Below are 24,183 nucleotides of genomic sequence, written 5' to 3'. Positions count from 1 at the left end.
TGTTATTTGCTCGTAAAATACTCACTCCTTTAATAGTATGAAAACTGCTTGCAAAAAACAAGAGTATGTCGCATATTGCAAAAAAACGGCAGACTTTAATCAAGCCTGCCGCTTTTTCGTTTCTTATTTCCAGCCAACTTCATTCATTAGTTTAACTGCGTCTGCATTATACTTTCCAAGCTCGGACAAGTTTAAGTCCTGCTCTTTGAATTGGCCCCAAGAAGCAAGAAGTTCTGCAGGCTCCACGTTTGCATTCACTGGATATTCAAAGTTTGCTTCAGAAAATTGGCCTTGTGCATCTTCACTTGACAGGAATTCTAAAAGTGCAATGGCATTTTCTTTATTTTTCGCATGTTTTGTCACGCCAGCGCCACTTACATTAACATGTGTTCCGTTTGTTTCCTGATTAGGGAAGAATACACCTAATTGTTCCGCTACTTTTACTTCTTCTGGATCTTCAGAATTTAAAAGCTGGCCGAAGTAGTACGTGTTCATCACCGCAACATCACCGATGCCGGCCACAACTGCTTTTGCCTGGTCGCGGTCGCCGCCTTCAGGGTCACGGGCAAGGTTATTCGCAATTCCTTGCGACCACTCTTTTGCAGCATCCGCACCATTTAATGAAATAAACGAAGCAACAAGTGACTGGTTATACACGTTGTCTGATGAACGAATCAGCACTTTTTTATTCCATTTATCTTCTGTTAATGCTTCATATGTGGATAAATCTTCTGGTGTTACGCGATCTTTCGCATAAACAATAACACGAGCCCGTTTTGTTAAACCGAACCATTCATTGTCTACGTCACGGTAATTTTCCGGTATATTTTCATTTAAAGAGTCATTTTCAACAGGTTGCAGGAGTCCTTTTTCTTTTGCCCAATGCAGACGGCCGGCATCCGCTGTGTAATAAAGGTCAGCTTCTGTTGCTTCTCCTTCACGTGAAAGACGTTCTCCAAGCTCATCTGCTTCACCTTTAACGACATTGACTTCAATCCCTGTTTCTTCAGTGAATTGATCGAAAAGTGCATCGTCCGTTTCATAATGACGGCTTGTATAAAGATTTACTTCACCAGCTTCTTGCGCTTCCTCATTTTCTGCCGGTGCTGTTGTTGCAGGTTCACTTTCGTTTCCGCATGCAGCCATCAGGAGAGACATGCCGAGCAGTCCTGATAAAAATTTCGTTTTCGTTGTTGCCATTGATAACGCCCCTTTTGTTTATGTAAGATCAGCAATGCTGTCAACTAAATTATAATGATAATCATTCTCAAATCAATATTTTTTTAACATAATAGTTTGCGTACAGGCACATTATTTTCCCTTTCAATCCTTCAGGTGGTATACTCGAACAAGAAAATTTGTCCGAAAGAAAGGAAGTACATGTATGGAACAAGAACGCATTTCTGTTCCCGCTTTAAACCCGTTCGCAAAAGAGTATATAAGCGGATCATCCCAGGCCGGCGGCTTTTTTGACTATAAGCCATTTTCACCGCATTCTTTCGAGCAGCGTGCGGAAGAAGTGCGGACAAGGGATTTTAAACGAAATGAAGTAGCCGGAATTGTCCGGAACTACATGGCACCGCATCATCTTACTATGGAAGTTGAGCAGTCGCTGCAAAAGTTAATGAACCCTTCGTCTGTCGCGGTCGTCGGTGGCCAGCAGGCAGGGCTTTTAACAGGGCCTTTATATTCTATACATAAAATCATTTCTATTTTGCACTTAGCAAAGGAACAGGAAGAAAAGCTTGGAATTCCGGTTGTGCCTATTTTTTGGATTGCCGGGGAAGACCATGATTTAATGGAAGTGAATCATGTATTTATTGAAAAAAACGAACGCATGCAGAAAATAGGCTATCCAGAACGCTTCGTGAAAAAAAAGGCCGCGTCAAACACGGTTTTTGATAAACAAATGATGATGGAATGGGTAACGTCTGTTTTTGCCTGTCTAAAAGAAACAAATTATACAAATCAATTACTTAGGGACGTAAAAAGAGCTGTGGGGGAAAGCAGTACGTTTACAGAATTTTTTGCGTTTTTAACAGGTTCTTTTTTTGCAAAGTACGGTCTGCTGTTAATTGATGCGGCGGATCCTGCGCTGAGAAAGCTCGAAGCTCCATTTTTTAAACGGCTGATTTTAGAAAATGACCAGCTGGCGGAAGCCGTGAACAAAACGCAGCAGCAAATAAAGGAAGCCGGTTTTATTCCTGCTATTGAAACAGGCGAACAGCCAGCCAATTTATTTTTAATCGAAAAAGGCGAACGCCATTTACTCCAAAAAGAAAACGGGCTGTTCATCAGTAAAAGTGGTCACACATATACCGAAGCGGATTTATTGCAGCTTCTTGAAGTTTCTCCTGAATCATTCAGCAATAATGTTGTCACGCGGCCGCTTATGCAGGAGTGGCTGTTTCCGACGCTCGCCTTTATTGCCGGACCGGGAGAAATTGCGTATTGGGCGGAATTAAAAGGTGCTTTTGAGCATTTTAAAATGAAGACGCCGCTCGTTGTTCCCCGCTTAAATATCACCATTGTCGATCGAAGCGTTGCGGGTATCCTTTCAGAGATGGACATGCCAATTGAAAGGGCTGTACAGCAGGGCGTTCAGCAAGAAAAAGCTGCGTATATCGAAGCGGTTCGTGATCATCACTTACATGAACTTGTCGCACAGATGAAGCAGGAGCTGCTGGCGAACTATGAAAAAATTGAAGCACGTGCAACGGCGCTTCATAACGGACTTATGCCGATCGTCCAAAAAAACAAATCGTATCACGAGCGGCAAATTAACATTCTTCTTCAGAAGAGTGACGCTGTTCTAGAGCAGACACATGAAGCAGTGCTGCGCCGTTTTGATCGCGTGGAAACATTCCTTCGGCCAGACGGACTGCAGGAAAGGATATGGAATTTATATCCTTTCTTAAATATATATGGTCCTTCTTTTATCGATGAATTAATGGACCAATCATATCAGCATGATGGAAGTCATTACGTTTTATATATGTGAAATGAAAAGTAAGTCTGCCTTTTGGCAGGCTTTTTTTATGCGCAAAAAAAGGAATAAAGCCCATTATGAAATTGGTGGTGCAAAGTGGGGGGATGTGGTAAAGTTAGTGTAGAAAGTGGGGACGCGTCATGTTCATGGGAGAATACCGTCATTCAATCGATGAAAAAGGCAGATTGATTATTCCTGCAAAATTTCGAGGTGATGCCGGCAAAACATTTGTGGTGACGCGTGGCCTGGACGAGTGTTTATTTGTTTACCCGCTTGATGAATGGGAAGTGCTGGAGGAAAAGCTTTCCACTTTGCCCCTGACAAAAAAAGATGCGCGTGCGTTTATCCGTTTTTTTTTCTCGGGCGCAAATGATTGTAAACTTGACCGGCAGGGAAGAATAAATATTCCTGATCCGCTTTTGCACTATGCATCGCTTCATAAAGACTGTGTCATTGTTGGTGTTTCAAATCGGATGGAAATTTGGAATGCGTCAAAGTGGGACGAGTACTTGGAAGCGTCAGCGGACTCATTCGCAGACATTGCTGAAAATTTAACTGATTTTGATTTATAACGTTGATTGGACTGATAAGAAAATGGAATTTAAGCATACGACCGTATTGCTTCGTGAAACGGTCGACGGGCTGAATATTCGCCCTGATGGAATTTATGTAGATTGTACGCTTGGCGGAGCAGGTCATAGTGAGTATTTGCTTTCGCAGCTCGGACCTAGTGGAAGATTGTTCGCATTTGATCAGGATGAAACCGCGATCAAACATGCAAAAAAACGGCTTGAGCCGTTTGCTGATCGTGTTGAATTTATAAAAAGCAACTTTGAACATGTGAAAGAAGAACTTCACGAACGGGGCGTTACAGAAGTTGATGGCATTTTGTATGACTTGGGTGTTTCATCGCCGCAGCTTGATACACCAGAACGAGGATTCAGCTATCACCATGATGCGCCGCTTGATATGCGAATGGATAAAAGTGCTCCATTGTCGGCGTACCATGTTGTAAATGAATGGTCATTTGAACAGCTTGTCCGCATTTTTTTTAAGTATGGGGAAGAAAAATTTTCTAAGCAGATTGCCCGCAAAATTGAAGCTGCAAGAGAGATTGAGCCAATTGAAACGACGGGTCAGCTGACGGAACTAATAAAAGATGCCATTCCGGCGCCGGCAAGAAGAAAAGGCGGACACCCGGCTAAGCGGGTATTTCAAGCCATACGGATTGCTGTAAACGACGAACTTGGCGTATTTGAACGCTCTCTTTATGATGCGATTGACTTGTTGAGTATGAACGGCCGGATTAGTGTTATTACGTTTCACTCGCTTGAAGACCGTATTTGCAAAACAGTTTTTAAAGAAGCATCTACAGGTCCGGAACTGCCACCCGGTTTGCCGATTATTCCAGAAGAATACGAGCCCGTTTTAAAATTAGTCACAAGAAAACCAATTGTGCCGACAGAAGAAGAATTAGAAGAAAATAACCGGGCACGATCTGCTAAGCTGCGCATTGCAGAAAAAAGAAAAGAAACCGTTTAGGGGGGGATCTAGATGAACAATGCAGCAAAAAAGCCAGCTGTTGACCAGCCAAAAACGGCTCCTGTCAAGCGGCGGAAGGTAAGCAGGCAGTTTTTCACACCGGGAGAAAAAGTATTGTTTCTTGTTTTTGTGTTAACTGTTTGCTTTATGTGTGCCAAGCTCATCTCAACGCAAGCAGCCATTTATGAAACGAATAAACAAATTCAAGATATGGATGTAAAGATTCAGGAACAGGAAAAAGTTAACCAGGACCTGGAAGTGCAAATTAGTGAAGAAAGCACATACGAAAAAATTCGGGAACGTGCGAAAGCAATGGGACTGGATTTAAGTGATCAAAATATTAAGGTTGTTGAACCGAAATGATAGAAAATAGAAACAATCGAAAAATAGGAGCTGCGATCCTGTATGTTGGGTTCGCCCTCCTCTTTTTTATCTTATTTTCACGAGTCCTTTATATCCAGGCAACGGGAAAAGCAGATGGACATGAATTAAAAAACGAAGCGCTTGAAAAATATATGCGTACCGATGTTCTTGAAGCGAGCAGGGGTACAATTTATGACACAAATGGTGAAGTTATTGCAGAGGATGCAACGTCCTTTACAATCGCCGCAATTTTGGATGATTCTGCTACCACAAATCCGGAGTCTCCAAATCACGTAACAGATCCGGAAAAAACAGCCAAGGCATTAGCGAAATACATTGATATGGATGAAGCGGATATATTGGCACGGCTAAAAACAGATGGCGATCCGTTCCAGGTGGAATTTGGAAAGGCCGGACGTGGTTTGTCGAACAGTATTAAACTGCAAATTGAAGAAGAAGACCTGCCTGGCATTACATTTATTCGCCAGGCGAAACGGTTTTATCCGAATGGGAGATTTGCGTCACACTTAATTGGCTTTACACAGCAAATTGAAAAAGAAGATACAAATGGGAAGGTCACATTTGAAACCGAAGGCCAAATGGGCATCGAAAAATCCTATGAGAAGTATTTGCAGGGAACGGATGGGAAAATTCGCTATACGAGTGATCTATGGGGCTATTTACTTCCGGAAAAGCGGGAAATGGTCGCTGAGCCGGAAGATGGCGATCATATGTATTTGACCATTGATTCTAAAATTCAGACGTTTGTGGAGGATGCTTTAAATGAAGTAGAAGCCCAATATAATCCTGCAGAAGCTTTTGCCATTGTAGCAGAAGCAAAAACGGGCAAAATTTTGGCGATGAGCCAGCGGCCGACGTTCCATCCAGGCACACGCGAAGGGCTTGACGTAAACTGGATGAATGATCTTGTTGAATATTCATATGAGCCGGGTTCAACGATGAAAATTTTCACGTTGGCCGCGGCAATTGAAGAAGGCGTGTTTAATCCGGAGGCCACTTTTAAATCCGGAACATACAGCGTTGGACCGAATCGTATTCGAGATCATAATAGTGGTGCCGGCTGGGGTGAAATTACGTATGAAGAAGGAATTCAGCGGTCTTCAAACGTCGCCATCGCCAATATGCTCGAACAAATGACTCCAGGGGTGTTTAGACAATACCTGGAAGACTTTAAATTTGCGCAAAAAACAGGTATTGAACTGCCGAATGAAGCCGCTGGAAGCATTTTATACAATTATCCGCTTGAACAAGTAACGACTGCATTTGGTCAAGGATCGACCGTCAACGCGATGCAAATGCTCCAAGCGGCAACAGCTATCACAAATGGCGGAAAAATGATGAAGCCGTATATTATTGACAAAATTATTGATGATACGACTGGCGAAACGATTGTGAACGCAGAACCGGATGTTGTCGGTGAGCCAATTTCTAAGGCAACAGCTGCAAAAACGCTGGATGTACTTGAAACGGTAGTAACAGCCGAACATGGGACTGGGAAGCCGTATCATATTGAAGGGTATGACATAGCCGGTAAAACAGGAACAGCGCAGCTCGTTGGAAAAGATGGGAGATATTTGACAGGAACGAACAATTATTTATTCTCATTTATCGGCATGGCGCCGAAAGATGATCCAGAGCTGATCGTGTATGCAGCTGTCGCACAGCCGAAATTGGAAAATGAATCCGGCTCGGCACCGGTCTCGAAAATTTTTAATCCGGTGATGCGCAACAGCCTGCAATATTTAAATATACAGCCAGATGAAACGATTATGTCCCAAACGGTTGAACTAAAAGATTTTACGGGTCAGAAAACATCTGAAGCGCGTAAAGAATATGCAGCATCCGGCATGGATCCTGTGATTATCGGCACCGGTAATAAAATTGTCAAACAAGTGCCGGCAGCGGGTGAAAAGCTGCTTCAAGGTGAAAGAGCTGTATTACTGACTTCTGATAAATGGACCATGCCTAATATGAATGGCTGGGCGATCCGTGATGTCATGAAAGTCGCTCAAAGTGTTGGGCTCAAAGTAAGTTATTCAGGCTCTGGATATGTCATTTCGCAAAATATTCAAGCAGGCAAAACCATCAAAGAAAATCAAAAATTGATCATTGAGCTTGAACAGCCGGGCAGTGCTGAAGAGGCCAATAAAAAAGCGAATGCAGAGTCGGATCAATCCAGGTAAATAATAAAAAGGTTGTCTCAAGAGTGCCAGGCACTTTGAATTTGAGACGGCCTTTTTTTGTCAACTTTTTTTTTATACTGCATATGATCATGAAGAAAAGGGGTGTGTGCAATGCGGGGTCGAATGTTTTGGGTGCTTGTTTTGTCCTTTTTTGCCTTTTCAGCTTTAATTGCCCGCACCGGTTATATTCAACTGATGAACGGTGGTGAACTGACGGAGAAAGCAGAAGAACTTTGGGGAAGAAGCATCCCCGCAGAACCGGAACGCGGCCTTATTCTGGATCGCAAGGGAAAAATTCTTGTCGGCAATAAAAATGCCCCAACGGTTTATGTTATTCCCGCACAAATTGATGACCCAAAACAGGCTGCTAAGAAACTTGCGGCTGTTCTTGGCGAGAAAGAGTCTATTTTGTATGAACGGATGACGAAGCGTTCATCCATCGAACGTCTGTCGTCAAAAGGAAGGCATTTATCGGCTGAAACAGCAAGAGCTGTAACAGATCTTCAGTTAAAAGGAGTTTGGCTGGGGGAGGATTCGATTCGAAATTACGTTTTAAAAGACCGGCTTGCTCACATTATCGGATTTACGGGTGCGGATAATCAAGGACTCGCTGGCATTGAAGCGTATTATGATCAAAAACTTTCCGGAAAACCGGGTTCTATCCAAATGTATACCGATGCGAAAGGAAACGAGATGCCTGGACTTGCCAATGATTATGAAGCACCGGTTAACGGGAAGGATTTGCAGTTGACCATTGATGCAGACATTCAAGCAGTGATGGAAAGAGAGCTCGATCAAGCGGAAAAAACGTACAAGCCAGATGCAGCGATGAGCATTGCGATGGACCCAAATACGGGTGCGATTCTCGCAATGTCATCCCGTCCATCATATGATCCGGCACGTTTTAATAAATATGATCCGGACATTTACAACCGAAATTTGCCGGTATGGAGCACATTTGAACCAGGCTCCACCTTTAAGATCATTACATTGGCAGCTGCGCTGGAAGAAAAAGAAGTCGATCTCGATCAGGATCATTTTTTTGATCCGGGTTATGTGGAAGTGAATGGTACTCGACTGCGGTGTTGGAAACGGGAAGGGCATGGCCATCAAACATTTCTTGAAGTCGTCGAGAATTCGTGCAATCCGGGCTTTGTTGAACTTGGGTCCCGCCTAGGTGAAAAAAAACTCTTTACTTACATTCGTAAGTTTGGGTTTGGGGAAAAAACAGGCATAGATTTATACGGGGAAGGGGCCGGTATTTTATTTACCGAACAATCAGCCGGACCGGTAGAAGCAGCCACGGCCGCTTTTGGGCAGGGGGTTGCTGTCACGCCTATTCAGCAGGTAACAGCTGTTTCCGCAGCGGTAAATGGCGGCATTTTATATGAGCCATTTGTGGCAAAAAGCTGGACAAACCCAGTCACAGGAAAAATAGAAGCTGTTCATAAACCAAAAAAAGTGCGTCAAGTCATATCCGAAGAAACATCAAAGGAAGTGCGGCGTGCGCTTGAAAGTGTTGTGGCAAAAGGGACAGGACGAAATGCATTTGTGGACGGATACCGTGTTGGCGGAAAAACGGGAACGGCACAAAAAGCGAAAGATGGGCGCTATTTGGAAAATAACCATATCGTATCGTTTATTGGAACTGCACCTGCTAACGATCCAAAAGTAGTGATTTACACAGCGATTGATAATCCAAAAGGTACTGTGCAGTTTGGGGGCACCGTGGCGGCTCCAATTGTCGGAAAGATGATGGAGGACATTTTACCGCTGTTGAACGTGAAGAAACAAACAAATCAGCTGGAAAAAGAAAAAACGTGGGACGACCCGGATTTTGTCAGCATGCCGAATTTGATTGGATTATCGAAAGAAAAATTAAAGGAACAGCTGATCAACGTTAATATTGTTACGGAAGGAACAGGCGATACGGTCATTTCCCAGTCTCCAAAACAAGGGGTTAAAGTGGAAAGAGGAAGCAAAGTGCGTGTTTTCTTAAAATAAAATAGCTCAATGCCGCCAAAAATGGTCGAAACAGGCTGAAAAGCATTCGCATCGGCGGCTTTTTTTCGTTACAATAGGAATCGCGGGAATTGTACATAGTGTTCTGAAAAGAGAAAGGATTGAAAAACGTGGATTTATCAACTGTGCTCGCAGCGCTTCCGTTTTATCAGCAAGACAAAGATGGAAACCCGGCGATTACTTCGATTGAAAACGATCATCGCCTTATTCAAGAGGGATCGATATTTATCTGTATAAAAGGCTTTACGTTTGATGGGCATAATGCGGCCGAAGAAGCCGTTCAAAGAGGAGCTGTTGCCATTATAGCGGAACGCCAAGTCAACGTATCTGTACCAGTTATTTATGTGCCAGATACAAAACGGGCTATGGCGCATGTGGCGGCGCAATTTTATGGCTATCCAACAGAATCGTTCCATTTGATCGGGATTACAGGAACAAATGGCAAAACAACAACGAGCCACTTAATTGAACAAATATTGCGTGCAAACGGGGAAACGACCGGCTTAATTGGAACGATGTACATGAAAATTGGCGATGAAACCATCGAGACAAAAAATACAACACCGGAAAGCTTAACGCTTCAAAAAACATTTTCAAAAATGAAGCGGGCCCATGTTACGTCCGCGGTAATGGAAGTGTCCTCCCATGCGCTTCAGGAAGGCAGAACGAATGGTACAGCATTTAACGTGGCTGTGTTCACTAATTTAACGCAGGATCATCTTGATTTCCATAAGACAATGGAAGAGTACCGGACAGCAAAAGGACTTTTATTTGCGCGTCTTGGAAATGTGGTTCACGCGGATAAACCGGCATTTGCTGTTTTAAATGCGGATGATACGGCATCAACTGTTTATAAATCGATGACAGCAGCCCATGTTGTCACATACGGTATTGATAATAAGTCGGACATTAAAGCCGAAAATATCCGGCTTACTTCTGAAGGCACCGCTTTTACAATTCACTATCCGGGCGGCACAGTAGACGTGCAATCAAAATTAGCGGGCCGATTTAACGTTTACAATATGCTGGCTGCTTTCGCGGCCGGATTTGTGTCAGAGGTCCAGCCGGAAACGATCCAAAAAGCGCTGGAAAATGTGGCTGGTATTGCCGGCCGGTTTGAACTTGTGCCAAATAGCCAGAATAAGTCGGTCATTGTTGACTATGCACATACACCGGACAGTCTCGTGAATGTACTTCAAACAGTCCGCCCATTGACAAAAGGACGTGTCATCGTGATCGCCGGATGCGGGGGAGACCGGGATAAAACAAAACGGCCGCTTATGGCGCAAGCGGCTTGCCGTTATGCAGATGAGGCTATTTTTACGTCAGATAACCCACGCGGCGAAGACCCGAAAGCGATTTTAGCTGACATGGAAGCGGGCGTGCCAAATGAGCGGTATACGGTAATTGAAGACCGGAAAGAGGCGATCTTCAAGGCAATTGAAACCGCGCAGCCTGGGGATGCTGTTGTTATCGCTGGAAAAGGTCACGAAACATATCAAATTATCGGCAAAGACGTTTTTCATTTTGATGATCGGGAAACGGCAAAAGAAGCACTTCTTCAAAAGGAAGGTGGACAGGCATGAGTGAATGGCAAATCGCATTAATTATTGCTGTTTCTTTTTTCATTACTCTCATTATTGCCCCGTTATTTATTCCATTTTTACGGCGGTTAAAATTTGGGCAAAGTATTCGAGAGGAAGGGCCGCAGTCACATCAGCAAAAATCGGGTACGCCGACGATGGGCGGACTTGTCTTTTTGCTGTCCATTGTGGTCACAACGCTGTTTTTTGTCCAGCTGTTTGGTTCGGTTGGTACAGAAACGACGCTGCTTTTGTTAGTAACGATCGGATTTGGGCTCCTTGGGTTTTTGGATGATTTTATTAAAGTCGTGATGAAACGGAATCTTGGTCTCACATCTTTACAAAAATTAATCGGCCAAATTATTATTTCCATTATTTTTTATGTTATTTATGCACAGCAGGACTTATCAACAGAGCTGTCGTTTGGCTTTTTCTCCCTTGATTTAGGCATCCTTTATGCTGTATTTGTCCTGTTCTGGCTCGTCGGCTTTTCTAATGCTGTTAATTTAACGGACGGTCTCGACGGTCTCGTATCCGGGACAGCCTCCGTTGCATTCGGTGCTTACGCTGTGATCGCCTGGAGCCAGGGACTCGATGAAACAGCCATTTTTGCATTTTCTGTTGTTGGGGCGATTATTGGCTTTCTCGTGTTCAACGCGTATCCAGCCCACGTGTTCATGGGAGATACTGGTTCGCTGGCGCTTGGCGGAGCCATTGCTGTTTTATCTATTTTAACAAAATTTGAATTTTTACTGCTGTTGATCGGTATTGTATTTGTCGCAGAAACGCTGTCAGTTATTTTACAGGTTTGGTCGTTTAAAACAAGAGGAAAACGAATTTTTAGAATGAGCCCGCTGCACCACCATTTTGAATTGGGCGGATGGTCTGAATGGCGCGTTGTCGTGACATTTTGGTCAGTCGGTGTTGTTGCTGCAGCGATTGGCGTATGGATTGGAGTATGGAACGTATGAAACAGATTGATCAATTTAGTGGAAAAAAAGTGCTTGTACTCGGACTTGCTAAAAGCGGCCTGGCCGCAGCACTGTTATTGAAAAAGCTTGGAGCGGATGTAACGGTTAATGACGGCAAGCCGCTTGAAGAAAACGAAGCAGCCCGTTCCCTTTTATCAGAAGGAATGAAAGTGATTTGTGGCAGCCATCCATTAACATTGCTTGATGAAGGCTTTGACCTTGTGGTGAAAAACCCAGGCATCCCTTATTCAAATCCGATTATTTCAAAAGCGGTGTTAGATGGACTGCCGGTGATTACAGAAGTGGAGCTGGCTGGCTTTATTTCTGAAGCGCCGTTTATCGGTATTACCGGTACAAACGGCAAAACAACGACAACGACATTAATTAATGAAATGATGAAAAAAGACGGTAAAGGGACCATACTTGCCGGCAATATTGGAGAAGTAGCTTCTGAAGTCGTTCAACATGCCACGCCGCAAGATCATGTCGTTATTGAGCTTTCTTCTTTTCAACTGATGGGCATTCAGGAGTTCCGTCCCCATATTGCCATCATTACAAATATTTATGATGCACATTTAGACTATCATGGCTCGCGTGAAGAGTATGCCGGAGCTAAAATGAACATTACGAAAAACCAGACAGAGGAAGACTTTTTAATTATTAATGCTGATCAAGAAGCTTTGTTATCAATGGCTGGTGCGAGCAAAGCAAATGTCATTCCTTTTTCTGTTTATCAAAAAATCGAAAATGGTGCTTATATTGAAGATGGAACAATTTATTTCCAAGAAGAAGCCGTTTTGCCTGTAGCGGATATTGTGCTGCCGGGCAGTCACAATCTTGAAAATATTTTATCGGCGATTGCGGCGGTTAAATTATCCGGTGTTTCCAATGAAGCGATTACGCATGTTCTCAAAACGTTTTCAGGCGTGAAGCATCGAACACAGTTTGTTCGTGAATGGAACGGACGGAAATTTTACAATGATTCAAAAGCGACAAATACGCTGGCAACAAAAAGTGCGCTGACTGCATTTGATTCTCCGGTGATTTTACTTGCGGGAGGACTGGACCGCGGGAACGGCTTTGATGATTTGCTGCCATATCTGCATTCCGTGAAAGCGGTCGTCGCTTTCGGTGAAACAGCCGAAAAGTGGAGAGAAACGGCGGAAGAAGCAGGCATACAGCTTATTGAAAAAGCAAAATATATGAATGATGCGGTTGAACGGGCAGTTGCGCTGTCTGAACGAGGAGACGTTATTCTATTATCACCTGCGTGTGCAAGCTGGGATCAATACAAAACGTTTGAAGAGCGTGGAGACATATTTATTGACTGTGTGAATACGTTATAAGAAAGAGCCGGGGCCATAATGGCTCCGGCTTTTTTAATGCGCATGAAAGGAGTGGCTTTGCCGTTATTACTCGCGGGACAGATAAACTCTTTTTACTGCTAGTCTTGTTGTTGACGGGAAGCGGCCTCTTTATGGTCGCAAGTGCAGGAGAAGTATGGGGCCAGTTTAATTATGGGAATTCATTTTATTTTGTAGAAAGACAAGCTGTATTTGCCGGAGTGGGAATCGTGGTTATGATCATCTGCTCCCGCTTTGATTACCAGTTATGGGAAAAGTATTCAAAACATGCGCTCATTCTTGCGTTCCTTCTATTGATTGCTGTACTTATTCCGGGAATTGGAATGGTTCGAAATGGCTCACAGAGCTGGATTGGGGTCGGTTCATTGTCATTTCAACCGTCTGAATGGATGAAAATGGCACTCGTTTTTTATTTAGCTGCTGCACTTTCTGAACGAAAAAAAACGATTCATTTATTTTGGAAAGGTCTATTTCTTCCGCTTGTCGTTATTGGTGCTGCTTTTGGCTTGATTATGCTGCAGCCAGACCTTGGCACAGCGGCTGTTATGGGTGGAACAGCATTCATTTTATTATTTAGTGCAGGGGCACCGATTCGTTTTTTTGTTACAATCGGTGTTTCGGCTATAGCCGGTCTCGTTTTGCTGATTTTATCGGCTCCCTATCGAATGAAGCGGATTACCGCTTATTTGGACCCTTGGTCGGATCCACTTGGAAGCGGATTCCAGATTATTCAATCCCTTTATGCAGTCGGCCCCGGTGGCCTATTCGGTCATGGGTATGGAGAAAGCCGTCAAAAGTATTATTATCTTCCAGAGCCGCAAACAGATTTTATTTTTGCCATTTGGGCAGAAGAAACAGGTTTTATCGGTGCAGTTTGGATTGTTCTTTTGTTTTTTTTGCTTATTTGGCGGGGGGTGTACATTGCGATGCGCCTGGACAATCCGTTTGGCGTGCTGCTCGTGTTTGGTCTGACAGGCATGATTTGTTTGCAATCTTTCATTAATTTAGGAGTGGTAACAGGTCTTCTTCCGGTAACGGGTGTTACTCTACCATTTTTAAGCTATGGAGGGTCTTCATTGACGATGACACTTGCTCTTGCAGGTATTGTGTTGAGTGCAAGCCGGCATATGCGGTAATTTAGAAGGAATTTTGCCGCTTTTTCAAGATAATATTTGATTCTCGTGACGCATTGATTTAAGATGAAAATGCATTGGACAGCCAAATTTAAGCAACGTAAAGCTGCCAATAGACGTATTGAGGTGACAAAATTGAAAATTGTAGTCAGTGGCGGGGGAACAGGTGGACATATTTATCCAGCACTCGCACTTATTCGAATGATTAAAATGAAACATCCGGACACATCTTTTTTATATATTGGAACAGAGATGGGGCTTGAATCAAAGCTTGTTGTACGTGAAGGAATCTCTTTTAAGTCAATTAATATTACTGGATTTCGCCGGGCAGTTTCATTTGAAAACGTAAAAACGATTATGCGCTTTTTAAAAGGCGTTAATGAATGCAAAAAAATGTTGAAAGAATTTCAGCCTGATGTCGTGATTGGGACTGGAGGCTATGTGTGCGGACCAGTTGTATACGCCGCTGCAAAAATGGGGATCCCATCGATCGTCCATGAACAAAATAGTGTGCCAGGGCTGACAAACAAGTTTTTAAGCAAGTATGTTGACAAAATAGCGGTTTGTTTTGAAGAAGCAAAAGCGTATTTTCCAGCTCAAAAAACAGTCCTTACTGGCAATCCGCGCGCATCAGAAGTGATTGAAGCGAGTGGAAATGGAGTGCTGGAAAAGTATGGATTTCAATCTGGTCGGAAAACCGTGTTAATTTTCGGTGGAAGCCGCGGTGCCCGTCCGATTAATGATGCGGTAACGGATGCGCTGAAGGATTTAGCAAACCGGCAGTATCAGGTGCTTTATGTAACGGGTGATGTTCATTATGAGCGTGTAGCCGATATGTTAAAAACAGCAGGAAAGCCTGATAATGTCGCAGTTGAACCGTTCATTCACAATATGCCGGATGTACTTGCGGCTTGTGACCTGGTTGTCGCAAGAGCAGGAGCAACGACACTTGCGGAATTAACAGCACTTGGCATTCCATCAATCTTAATTCCAAGTCCTTACGTAACAAACAACCATCAAGAAAAAAATGCGCGCTCTTTAACGGATCGGGGTGCTGCCGTATTGCTTCCTGAGAAAGATTTGACGGGCCAGCTTCTCATCAAGGAACTAGACGCTGTCCTTATGAATGAGCTGCGGCTTTCAAAAATGAAAGAAGAATCAAAACATCTTGGAATCCATGATGCTGCTGACAGATTATATACTGTAATGGCCGAATTAACAGAAAAAGGCGGCCGATCATCTTGAAAACATGGCAATCAGCCGCTGTTACGAAAATAAAGATGGCGGATGATTTGTAACATGGGCAGAGGTGTGAACATGACAAAGCAAAAAGTAATTTCAATTGAAGACCGCATTCCGAAGCTGAAGCAAATAAGAAAAAAGAAAGCAAATCGCCGGCTTCTGCTTTTGTTATCAGTGTTTTTCACTCTCATCCTTCTTGTCGTTTACTTACAGTCTCCTTTAAGTAAAGTAGCCGAGATTCATGTGAAGGGAAACAAGCTGATGACAAAACAGGAAATTATTGAACAAAGTGGTCTTGAAATAGGTGTGAATATATGGACGGTGGGCAAAGGCAAGGCTGAAGAAGTACTTTTAAAGGACGACCGAATTAAGGGAGCCAGTATTACAGCTGGATTTCCCAACGATCTAATGGTGGCAGTCGTTGAACAAAATGAAATTGCCTATGCGGCTCGCAAAGGCGGATTGTATCCAGTCCTTCAAAACGGAAAAATCTTAAGCGAGCCTGTCAGTGGGGCGCCATTACAGCTTCCCATTCTATATGATTTTAAAGAGGGAAAAGCACTGGATTTGTTTGCGGAAGCTGCCGAGACACTTCCAAGCGAGGTATTTAATACGATCTCTGAAGTCTATTATGAGCCGAAAAAAAATGACTCTCTCCATATTAAAGCGTTTATGACAGATGGGTTTGAAGTATCTGCCACCCTCTCAACCTTTGCAGAAAAAATGGTTTACTATCCTTCCATTTCCACGCAGCTTAACCCTGATGTGAAAGGTGTTATTGATCTTGAAGTTGGTTCTTATTTCAAAGCATATGATCCAGCGCAGCAGCAGGAAACAAGTGAAGAAGCTGAAGAAGAGGCAGAGACACCATAAAGTTTTCTCTAAACGGAGTAACTTTGCCTTTTCCAGCTTCTTATCTTAGTGTAGACTTGTATGAGAGAGTTTTGGGAAACACAAAAATATAAAACTTTAAAAGGGATCATGTTGAATATGACGAATTACGTTCTTACCATACATTTAAGAAGTAAATGTACGAATTGTTGTTCGATTATTCACGCTTTTATGGTAAAGGAGGTGCCGCAGCATGAATAATAATGAAATTCTAGTAAGTCTCGACATCGGTACATCCGCAATTAAAGTAATTATTGGCGAAATGGTTAATGATTCTTTAAATATAATTGGTGTCGGAAGTGTAAAATCAAAAGGTATTCGAAAAGGCGCAGTTGTCGATATTGACGATACGGTTCATTCGATTAAAAAAGCAATCGAACAGGCAGAGCGAATGGTTGGTCTTGAGATTCGTTCGGTTATTGTTGGTATTGCTGCCAACCATGCCATTCTTCATCCATGTAATGGCGTTGTGGCCGTCTCAAGTGAAAATCGTGAAATTACGAGTGAGGACGTCATCCGTGTAAAGGATGCGGCACAAGTAATGTCGATCCCGCCGGATAGAGAAATTGTAAATATTATTGCAAAACAGTTTATAGTAGATGGTTTTGATGAAATTAATGATCCTCGCGGTATGCTTGGTGTACGTCTTGAAATGGAAGGCATTATCGTGACAGGTTCTAGAACGTTTTTACATAACACACTGCGCTGTGTTGAACGTGCAGGTCTGGATATTAACGAAATTGTACTTCAGCCGCTGGCGAGTGGAGAAATTGCTTTGTCTATGGATGAAAAAAATCTTGGAACTGTGCTCGTTGATATTGGCGGTGGTTCAACGACGATTTCATATTTTAAAGATGGATATATTCAACAGACATCTGTCCTGCCTGTGGGTGGTGAACATATTACAAAAGATTTATCGATCGGTCTTCGTACCTCGACAGATGAAGCTGAACAAATTAAGATAAAGCACGGTCACGCTTTTTACGATTTAGCTTCAGAGGAAGAAGTGTTTAGTGTTCCTGTTATTGGAAGTGACCAGCATGATCAATTCAATCAGCTTGAAATTTCGGAAATTATTGAAGCGCGGCTGGAAGAATTGTTTATGATGGTGGTTGAAAACCTTCGCCAGTCAGGTATCCACGATATTCCAGGTGGTTTTGTTTTAACCGGCGGAGCTTCCGCGATGAATGGCATTCTTGATTTGGCTCAAGATGTATTCCAAAACCGTGTTCGTGTTGCGATTCCGGATTATATTGGTGTGCGCGAGCCGCAATATACGACAGCGGTGGGGCTCATTAAGTACGCTTACAAAAATGCCCGATTGACAGGGCGGAAATTAAGCGAATCAAACCAGGCGGCGCAGACAGGAAAGGAAACAAAGAAAGAACGGCCGGAAGTAAAACAGGAAGTAAAGCCTGTTAAAAAAGAACAGCCGCATGACGGTGAAGAAAAAGGCGTTAAAGGGAAAATGAAAAAACTTTTCGGGTACTTTTTTGAAGAATAAACCACAAAAAAGACTCATTAAATAGGAGGATTTGCCATGCTGGAATTTGATACAAGTGTAGATTCATTGGCAACGATTAAAGTTATCGGCGTTGGCGGCGGCGGAAACAATGCAGTTAACCGAATGATTGAACATGGAGTACAGGGAGTGGACTTTATTGCGGTCAATACAGACGCACAAGCTCTTAATTTATCTAAAGCAGAAGTAAAAATGCAAATTGGGAATAAATTAACGCGCGGTTTAGGGGCGGGTGCTAATCCGGAAGTCGGAAAAAAAGCAGCCGAAGAAAGTAAAGAGCAAATCGAGGAAGCACTTAAAGGTGCCGATATGGTCTTTGTTACAGCTGGAATGGGCGGCGGAACAGGAACAGGTGCGGCACCGGTGATTGCTCAAATTGCAAAAGATCTTGGCGCATTAACTGTTGGTGTTGTAACACGTCCGTTTACATTTGAAGGCCGTAAACGCGCCACTCAGGCAGCCGGCGGTATTGAAGCGATGAAAGCATCGGTTGACACGTTAATTGTTATTCCGAATGACCGTTTGCTTGAAATTGTTGATAAAAGCACACCGATGCTTGAAGCGTTCCGTGAAGCAGACAACGTCCTCCGCCAAGGTGTACAAGGGATCTCTGACTTGATTGCTGTTCCAGGATTGATCAATCTTGATTTCGCAGACGTAAAAACAATCATGTCGAATAAAGGGTCCGCACTTATGGGGATCGGCGTTGCATCAGGTGAAAATCGAGCTGTTGAAGCGGCGAAAAAAGCTATTTCCAGCCCGCTTCTTGAAACGGCTATTGATGGCGCACAAGGTGTTTTAATGAATATTACCGGTGGCACGAACTTAAGTCTTTATGAAGTGCAAGAAGCAGCTGATATTGTTTCTTCCGCTTCTGATCAAGAAGTAAATATGATCTTCGGTTCTGTTATTAACGAGAATTTGAAAGATGAAATTATCGTAACGGTTATTGCAACAGGTTTTAAAGAAGTGCCAGCCCAGCAAGGCCAGCCTCGTCCAGGACTTGGGCAGGTGAAGCCGCAGCAGCAGTCAGGACCGCAGAATCAACAATCAAAACCGCGTGAAATGAAGCGTGAAGATGCACCGGCACCTGAGCAGCCGAATCGGCAGCCGCAACAGCCTTCAGCTGACGAAACACTTGATATTCCAACGTTTTTGCGTAATCGCAACAGAAGAAGATAAAAGCAAATCCCGTCACTTATGTGACGGGATTTTTTGTGACAAGATTCGGAAAAACTACTGTAAAAATTCACTTACATTCCGACATACATTCGCTATTGATTCCGGTAGACTATTGCTCATAGGACAGGCAGCCGGAAAAAGGGAGGGATGAATTGGCCGGTTACGCAGAAGGGATTATTTTTTTTAATTTTGCTGCAGATGCGTTGCTGCTTTTTGTAACGGGAAAGCTGAGCGGCCGCCCGTTCCAGCTGTCGAGGCTACTTGCAGCCTCGTTAGCTGGAACCATACCGGTATGGATTTATTTAGCAGCCGGGCCGGTGGGGCTTTTGCATAAATCGTTAACGGTGATCATGCCTATATTCATGATTCGCATCGCTTTTAAAATAACCGGCGTAACAAGTCTCATCTCCACGGTCCTTACGTTTTATTTCATTGTTTTTCTGACGGGCGGTATTTTATTCGGATTTCAGTCCATGTATACGCAGTACGCTATAGGAGGAAAATGGTCTCTCGTATTCTTTTTTATTGTATCAGTTGCGATCTCATTCTACTTTATTCAGCGTCGGCTGTTCAGTTTGAATTCGTCAAGGCGGATAATCAGCCAAACCGTACCTGTTTCTTTTACGCTTTGCGGAATGAATTGGTCAGGACAGGGCTTGATAGACACCGGGAATGCGCTATGCGACCCTATTTCTAAAAAAGAGGTAGCGGTTTGTCAAATTGATCCGCATGAAGAATGGCCGGACGTGCTTTTTAAAGAAGATATTAGCGACCTGTTACATCTCCCAGACAATTGGACTGAAAAACTCGTTTGGATACCATCTAAGTCCATTCATGCTGAAAGCCAGCTGCTTGCTTCATTTAGGACAGACAGCTTTACAGTGTGGATCAATGGGAAAGAACAAAAAACTGATAGAGCGCTTGTCACATTTACGGACAAGATGTTATCGGATGATCATTCGTTTGGCTGCATTTTGCATCCGAATATGGTTCGAGAATGAATTGAAAGGTGAGTGAATAATTTGCGGCAAGTAAAAACAAAGTGGATGTACGTCATGTATAACATGATTCAAAAAGCTGGTATCAAATCTAAAACGATTTATTACATTGGTGGAAGTGAAGCACTCCCACCACCGCTTACACGGGATGAAGAGGCTCATCTTTTAACAAAGCTTCCGTCAGGTGATAAGGCGGTTCGGGCGATGCTCATTGAGCGGAATTTACGCCTTGTCGTTTACATTGCACGGAAATTTGAGAATACCGGCATCCATATTGAAGATCTTATCAGTATTGGCGCAATCGGGCTCATTAAAGCTGTTAATACATTTGATCCTGAAAAGAAAATTAAGCTCGCGACGTATGCATCCCGCTGTATTGAAAATGAAATTTTAATGTACTTGCGCCGCAATAATAAAATCCGTTCGGAAATTTCATTTGATGAACCACTGAATATTGACTGGGATGGAAATGAGCTGCTGTTATCCGACGTGCTCGGAACCGAAAGTGACATCATCACAAAAGGCATTGAAGAAGAAGTGGACAAACATTTAGTGTCAGAAGCGCTTGAAGATTTAGAAGGGCGTGAAAAACAAATTATTGAGATGCGATTTGGACTAAATGGACAAGAAGAAAGAACTCAAAAAGACGTAGCAGATTTGCTGGGAATCTCACAGTCTTATATTTCACGACTTGAGAAAAAAATCATTGGACGGTTGAAAAAAGAACTGAATAAACTGCGCTGAATAATTTTTTTCGGGCCGGCAATACTGTTCTGAGAAACAGACATCATGAGGAGGAACAGTGATGGCCCGAAATAAAGTTGTCTTATGTGGTGTTGATACATCGACATTGCCTGTGTTAACAAATCCTGAAATGAAAGTGCTGTTTGTGCAATATCAAAATGGGGATAAACAGGCTCGTGAAGAGCTGGTCAACGGAAATTTGCGCCTCGTTTTAAGTGTGATTCAACGATTTAACCACCGTAATGAGCAAGCCGATGACTTGTTTCAAGTTGGATGTATCGGTTTGATGAAATCAATTGATAATTTCGATTTAAGCCATAATGTTCGCTTTTCAACATATGCAGTGCCAATGATTATTGGAGAAATTCGCCGTTACCTGCGGGATAACAATCCGATTCGGGTATCACGCTCTCTTCGTGACATTGCTTATAAGGCTTTGCAGGCAAGAGAAAGACTGACAGCGGAGCGGTCAGTTGAACCGGCAACAGAGGAAATTGCCCGCGCAATTGATGTGCCGAAAGAAGAAATGGTCTTTGCTCTTGATGCCATTCAAGATCCAGTGTCGTTATTTGAACCTGTTTTCCAAGATGGCGGCGATCCTATTTATATGATGGACCAAATTAGTGATGGGAAAGACAGGGAAAAAGAATGGGTAGATACCATGACTGTCACCGATGAACTAAATAAATTGTCTGAGCGGGAGCGGATGATTATTGAAAAACGGTTTTTTACCGGCCGGACTCAAATGGAAGTAGCGGATGAAATAGGCATCTCCCAGGCACAAGTATCCCGGCTCGAAAAAGGGGCTATTAAACAAATGAAAAAGAAAATAAATGGATAAGCGAAAAACAGAAGAGATGATCTTCTGTTTTTTTCTTTGTTTTGGAGCATACATTGGTATAAAGGAGGGACCGCTATGCGTATTTCAGAATTTCAGCTAAAAGATATTGTGAATGTGACTAATGGAAAAAAACTAGGCCGGCTGGCTGATATTGAATTAAACAACGCGACAGGAGCTATTTCCGCGCTCATTATTGAACAGAACGGAAAAAAGTTTGGCTTATTCGGCAAAGAGGAAGAAGTGGTCATCCCCTGGATGCATATTGTTAAGATTGGAGGCGATGTTATTTTAGTCCGTTACGGAGAAACAGAACCGAATGAGGATGAACGGTGACGAAAAAGGGTGTCATGTGGTACACTAAAAGAAAATAAACGGGAGCATGCCATGACAGAACCTTTTAAAAAAACAGGCAGCGGCTTGTTTCATATGGAAAGATGGGAAAAAGAAGAACCAGGTCTTGTTGTCGGCTTCACGTCTAGCGAGGGCGGATCCGGCAAGTATAATGGCTTAAATATGGCGTTTCATGTTCATGATGAACCAGCTTCTGTGCAGCAAAACCGAAAAAATACAGGTGAGTCAATTAAATTTCCTGTCGATCAATGGATCGGCTGTGAGCAAACACACGAGGTTCATATTGAACACGTATCAAAACACGACATCGGCCGTGGTGCTCTTGACTACGAAACGGCGCTTTCATCTACTGATGGACTTTACACTGATGCTGCTGGTATTTTGCTGACACTTTGCTACGCTGATTGTGTGCCTCTTTATTTTATTGACCGTGTAACAAAACGGATCGGAACGGCTCATGCCGGCTGGAAAGGCGCGGTTAACGGAATTGGTGTAAACATGGTGAAAAGGTGGGAGCAAGAAGGCAGTTGTCTGAAGGATATTGAGGTGGCCATTGGCCCTTCCATCTGTGGTTCATGCTATAAAGTGGGGACATCGGTCATAACAGCAGCAGAAAAATGGTATCAGCCGGGTGAGGAAGTTCCCTTCTCCCCGGTGCCAAATGAACCGGATACGTATTATTTTTCTTTACAAACCTTTAATAAAGATCTTCTTGTGAAGAATGGCATTTTGTCAGAAAATATTTATATAACGGCACTATGTTCAAGCTGCTCTCCGGATTTCTTTTCTCATCGGCGTGACAGAGGGTGCACGGGCAGAATGATGGGGTACATCGGCTGGAAGGAAGGAAACTATGAAAGTTAGCGAAAATTTATCAATCATTAAAAAACGGATTGAGGAATCCGCGCGCCGTTCAGGTCGGCAGGCGAAAGATGTGAAAATCATTGCAGTTACAAAATATGTAACAACAGCACGAGCCCGAGAAGCTGTAGAAGCGGGAATTCTCCATCTCGGTGAAAACCGGGCTGAAGGACTGAATGAAAAATACGCAGCTATTGGGGAAAAGGCAGCGTGGCACTTTATCGGGTCATTGCAGACAAGAAAAGTAAAGTCGATCATTCATCAAGCTGACTACATTCATTCACTTGACCGTGAATCACTTGCTAAAGAAATTAACAGCCGTGCCCAAAGAGCTGTTCAATGTTTTGTTCAGGTGAACGTATCGGGTGAAGAATCAAAACATGGAATGATGCCTGAAGAGGTCATCCCATTTATTAAATCGCTGCACACATACGAAAATATTCGAGTATGCGGCTTGATGACAATGGCTCCGTTAACAGAAGACCCGCATGTGCTTCGGACTTGTTTTCGCAAGCTTGCTTTATGCAGAGATGAAGTAAGGGCATTAGAACTTTCATACGCTCCATGTAGTGAATTATCTATGGGCATGAGCAACGATTTTGAGATAGCGGTGGAAGAAGGCGCGACAATGATTCGTATTGGAACTGCGCTTGTAGGGGAATAAAATGAAAGCGGAGGTGGAACGATGGGCGTGAAATCGAAGTTTAAGTCATTTTTCCTGCTCGACGAAGAGGATTACGATATGGTGGAGGAAGAAGTATATGAAGAAGAGCCGTCTTCAGCAGCGCCCCGCAAAAAAAATGTGGTCAGCTTGAAAAGCGCACAAAAGCCGTCAAAAGTCATGATGACAGAGCCGCGTGTTTATGCGGAAGCGCAAGAAATTGCCGACCATTTAAAAGCGAAAAAAGCGGTTATCGTCAATCTGCAGCGTATTCAAACGGATCAGGCACGCAGGATCGTTGATTTTCTTGGCGGTACGGTGTATGCCATTGGGGGAGAAATTCAGCAAATTGGTGAAAAAATCTTTTTCTGTGCACCAGAGAATGTAGAAATTGGCGGAAGCATTACACAATTTACGCAACATGATCAAGAAAAAACGGGGTGGCAATAGCAAAGATGGATACAGTTATTTATGTTTTGGTTCAGGCGATACAACTATATTCCTGGGCACTCATTATTTACATTTTAATGTCATGGTTTCCGGACGCGCGCAACACATCAATCGGCCGGTTTTTAACAAGAATTTGCGAACCATATTTAGATCCATTCCGACGGATTATTCCGCCGCTGGGCATGTTTGATATCTCACCTATTGTCGCTTTTATTACACTGAATCTTGCGACTAGAGGACTTTACCAGCTGTCTTCCTGGCTGTAAGCG

The 24,183-nt window shown here is 43.3% G+C and carries 23 protein-coding genes; 22 read left to right on the top strand and 1 reads right to left on the bottom strand.

Annotated elements, in window-relative coordinates; all coding sequences use genetic code 11:
• Positions 1-123: 123 nt before the first annotated feature.
• Positions 124-1,200, bottom strand: coding sequence for a Fe(3+) ABC transporter substrate-binding protein (locus BA724_RS15005; RefSeq protein ID WP_069939484.1), 1,077 nt, complete (start codon positions 1,198-1,200; stop codon positions 124-126).
• A gap of 184 nt (positions 1,201-1,384) precedes the next feature.
• On the opposite strand from BA724_RS15005, the gene bshC reads away from it, so the two are divergent.
• From bshC to BA724_RS14895, 22 genes are all read left to right on the top strand, one after another.
• A complete protein-coding gene (bshC, locus tag BA724_RS15000; RefSeq protein WP_069939483.1) occupies positions 1,385-3,001 on the top strand; it encodes a bacillithiol biosynthesis cysteine-adding enzyme BshC in 1,617 nt (538 codons plus the stop codon).
• 128 nt (positions 3,002-3,129) lie between these two features.
• Complete coding sequence (gene mraZ / locus BA724_RS14995) at positions 3,130-3,561, top strand: division/cell wall cluster transcriptional repressor MraZ (protein ID WP_069939482.1); 432 nt, start codon at positions 3,130-3,132, stop codon at positions 3,559-3,561.
• A gap of 22 nt (positions 3,562-3,583) precedes the next feature.
• A complete protein-coding gene (gene rsmH, locus BA724_RS14990) occupies positions 3,584-4,531 on the top strand; it encodes a 16S rRNA (cytosine(1402)-N(4))-methyltransferase RsmH (RefSeq protein WP_069939481.1) in 948 nt (315 codons plus the stop codon).
• Between the two features lie 12 nt (positions 4,532-4,543).
• Positions 4,544-4,894 (top strand): cell division protein FtsL, encoded by a 351-nt coding sequence (ftsL, locus tag BA724_RS14985; protein ID WP_069939480.1) that lies wholly within the window; start codon positions 4,544-4,546, stop codon positions 4,892-4,894.
• Positions 4,891-7,098: a penicillin-binding protein gene (locus BA724_RS14980; protein WP_069939479.1), complete on the top strand. Its 2,208-nt coding sequence runs from the start codon at positions 4,891-4,893 to the stop codon at positions 7,096-7,098. Before ftsL ends, BA724_RS14980 begins: the two co-directional genes overlap by 4 nt.
• Positions 7,099-7,209: 111 nt before the next feature.
• Positions 7,210-9,102, top strand: a complete 1,893-nt coding sequence (locus BA724_RS14975; RefSeq protein WP_069939478.1) for a stage V sporulation protein D — start codon at positions 7,210-7,212, stop codon at positions 9,100-9,102.
• 119 nt (positions 9,103-9,221) lie between these two features.
• Complete coding sequence (locus BA724_RS14970; protein WP_425389035.1) at positions 9,222-10,706, top strand: UDP-N-acetylmuramoyl-L-alanyl-D-glutamate--2,6-diaminopimelate ligase; 1,485 nt, start codon at positions 9,222-9,224, stop codon at positions 10,704-10,706.
• Positions 10,703-11,674, top strand: coding sequence for a phospho-N-acetylmuramoyl-pentapeptide-transferase (mraY, locus tag BA724_RS14965; RefSeq protein WP_069939477.1), 972 nt, complete (start codon positions 10,703-10,705; stop codon positions 11,672-11,674). The genes BA724_RS14970 and mraY overlap by 4 nt, the downstream gene beginning before the upstream one ends.
• On the top strand, positions 11,671-13,020 hold the full coding sequence (murD, locus tag BA724_RS14960; RefSeq protein ID WP_069939476.1) for a UDP-N-acetylmuramoyl-L-alanine--D-glutamate ligase: 1,350 nt from the start codon (positions 11,671-11,673) through the stop codon (positions 13,018-13,020). The genes mraY and murD overlap by 4 nt, the downstream gene beginning before the upstream one ends.
• A 65-nt stretch (positions 13,021-13,085) precedes the next feature.
• On the top strand, positions 13,086-14,174 hold the full coding sequence (ftsW, locus tag BA724_RS14955) for a putative lipid II flippase FtsW (protein WP_069939475.1): 1,089 nt from the start codon (positions 13,086-13,088) through the stop codon (positions 14,172-14,174).
• 132 nt (positions 14,175-14,306) lie between these two features.
• Positions 14,307-15,416, top strand: coding sequence for an undecaprenyldiphospho-muramoylpentapeptide beta-N-acetylglucosaminyltransferase (gene murG / locus BA724_RS14950; protein ID WP_069939474.1), 1,110 nt, complete (start codon positions 14,307-14,309; stop codon positions 15,414-15,416).
• 72 nt (positions 15,417-15,488) lie between these two features.
• Positions 15,489-16,286 carry a cell division protein FtsQ/DivIB gene (locus tag BA724_RS14945; RefSeq protein ID WP_069939473.1) on the top strand — a complete coding sequence of 266 codons (798 nt, stop codon included), beginning with the start codon at positions 15,489-15,491 and terminating at the stop codon, positions 16,284-16,286.
• Between the two features lie 211 nt (positions 16,287-16,497).
• A complete protein-coding gene (ftsA, locus tag BA724_RS14940) occupies positions 16,498-17,808 on the top strand; it encodes a cell division protein FtsA (protein ID WP_069939472.1) in 1,311 nt (436 codons plus the stop codon).
• 36 nt (positions 17,809-17,844) lie between these two features.
• Positions 17,845-19,008, top strand: a complete 1,164-nt coding sequence (ftsZ, locus tag BA724_RS14935) for a cell division protein FtsZ (RefSeq protein ID WP_069939471.1) — start codon at positions 17,845-17,847, stop codon at positions 19,006-19,008.
• 152 nt (positions 19,009-19,160) lie between these two features.
• The gene (locus BA724_RS14930) at positions 19,161-20,009 is read left to right on the top strand and encodes a sigma-E processing peptidase SpoIIGA (protein ID WP_069939470.1); all 849 of its coding nucleotides are present in this window, start codon (positions 19,161-19,163) and stop codon (positions 20,007-20,009) included.
• 21 nt (positions 20,010-20,030) lie between these two features.
• Positions 20,031-20,750 (top strand): RNA polymerase sporulation sigma factor SigE, encoded by a 720-nt coding sequence (gene sigE / locus BA724_RS14925; protein WP_069939469.1) that lies wholly within the window; start codon positions 20,031-20,033, stop codon positions 20,748-20,750.
• A 61-nt stretch (positions 20,751-20,811) separates the two neighbouring features.
• On the top strand, positions 20,812-21,591 hold the full coding sequence (gene sigG, locus BA724_RS14920; RefSeq protein WP_069939468.1) for an RNA polymerase sporulation sigma factor SigG: 780 nt from the start codon (positions 20,812-20,814) through the stop codon (positions 21,589-21,591).
• A gap of 75 nt (positions 21,592-21,666) precedes the next feature.
• A complete protein-coding gene (locus BA724_RS14915; protein ID WP_069939467.1) occupies positions 21,667-21,924 on the top strand; it encodes a YlmC/YmxH family sporulation protein in 258 nt (85 codons plus the stop codon).
• A 51-nt stretch (positions 21,925-21,975) separates the two neighbouring features.
• Positions 21,976-22,806, top strand: a complete 831-nt coding sequence (gene pgeF / locus BA724_RS14910) for a peptidoglycan editing factor PgeF (RefSeq protein ID WP_069939466.1) — start codon at positions 21,976-21,978, stop codon at positions 22,804-22,806.
• The gene (locus BA724_RS14905) at positions 22,796-23,467 is read left to right on the top strand and encodes a YggS family pyridoxal phosphate-dependent enzyme (RefSeq protein WP_069939465.1); all 672 of its coding nucleotides are present in this window, start codon (positions 22,796-22,798) and stop codon (positions 23,465-23,467) included. The genes pgeF and BA724_RS14905 overlap by 11 nt, the downstream gene beginning before the upstream one ends.
• 21 nt (positions 23,468-23,488) lie before the next feature.
• A complete protein-coding gene (locus BA724_RS14900; RefSeq protein WP_069939464.1) occupies positions 23,489-23,914 on the top strand; it encodes a cell division protein SepF in 426 nt (141 codons plus the stop codon).
• 5 nt (positions 23,915-23,919) lie between these two features.
• On the top strand, positions 23,920-24,180 hold the full coding sequence (locus tag BA724_RS14895) for a YggT family protein (RefSeq protein WP_069939463.1): 261 nt from the start codon (positions 23,920-23,922) through the stop codon (positions 24,178-24,180).
• Positions 24,181-24,183 lie beyond the last annotated feature (3 nt).

Source organism: Domibacillus iocasae, from assembly GCF_001750285.1.
GTDB lineage: Bacteria > Bacillota > Bacilli > Bacillales > Domibacillaceae > Domibacillus > Domibacillus iocasae.
Note: the sequence above shows the minus strand (reverse complement) of the source record. Positions and strands in the feature narration are given on the sequence as shown.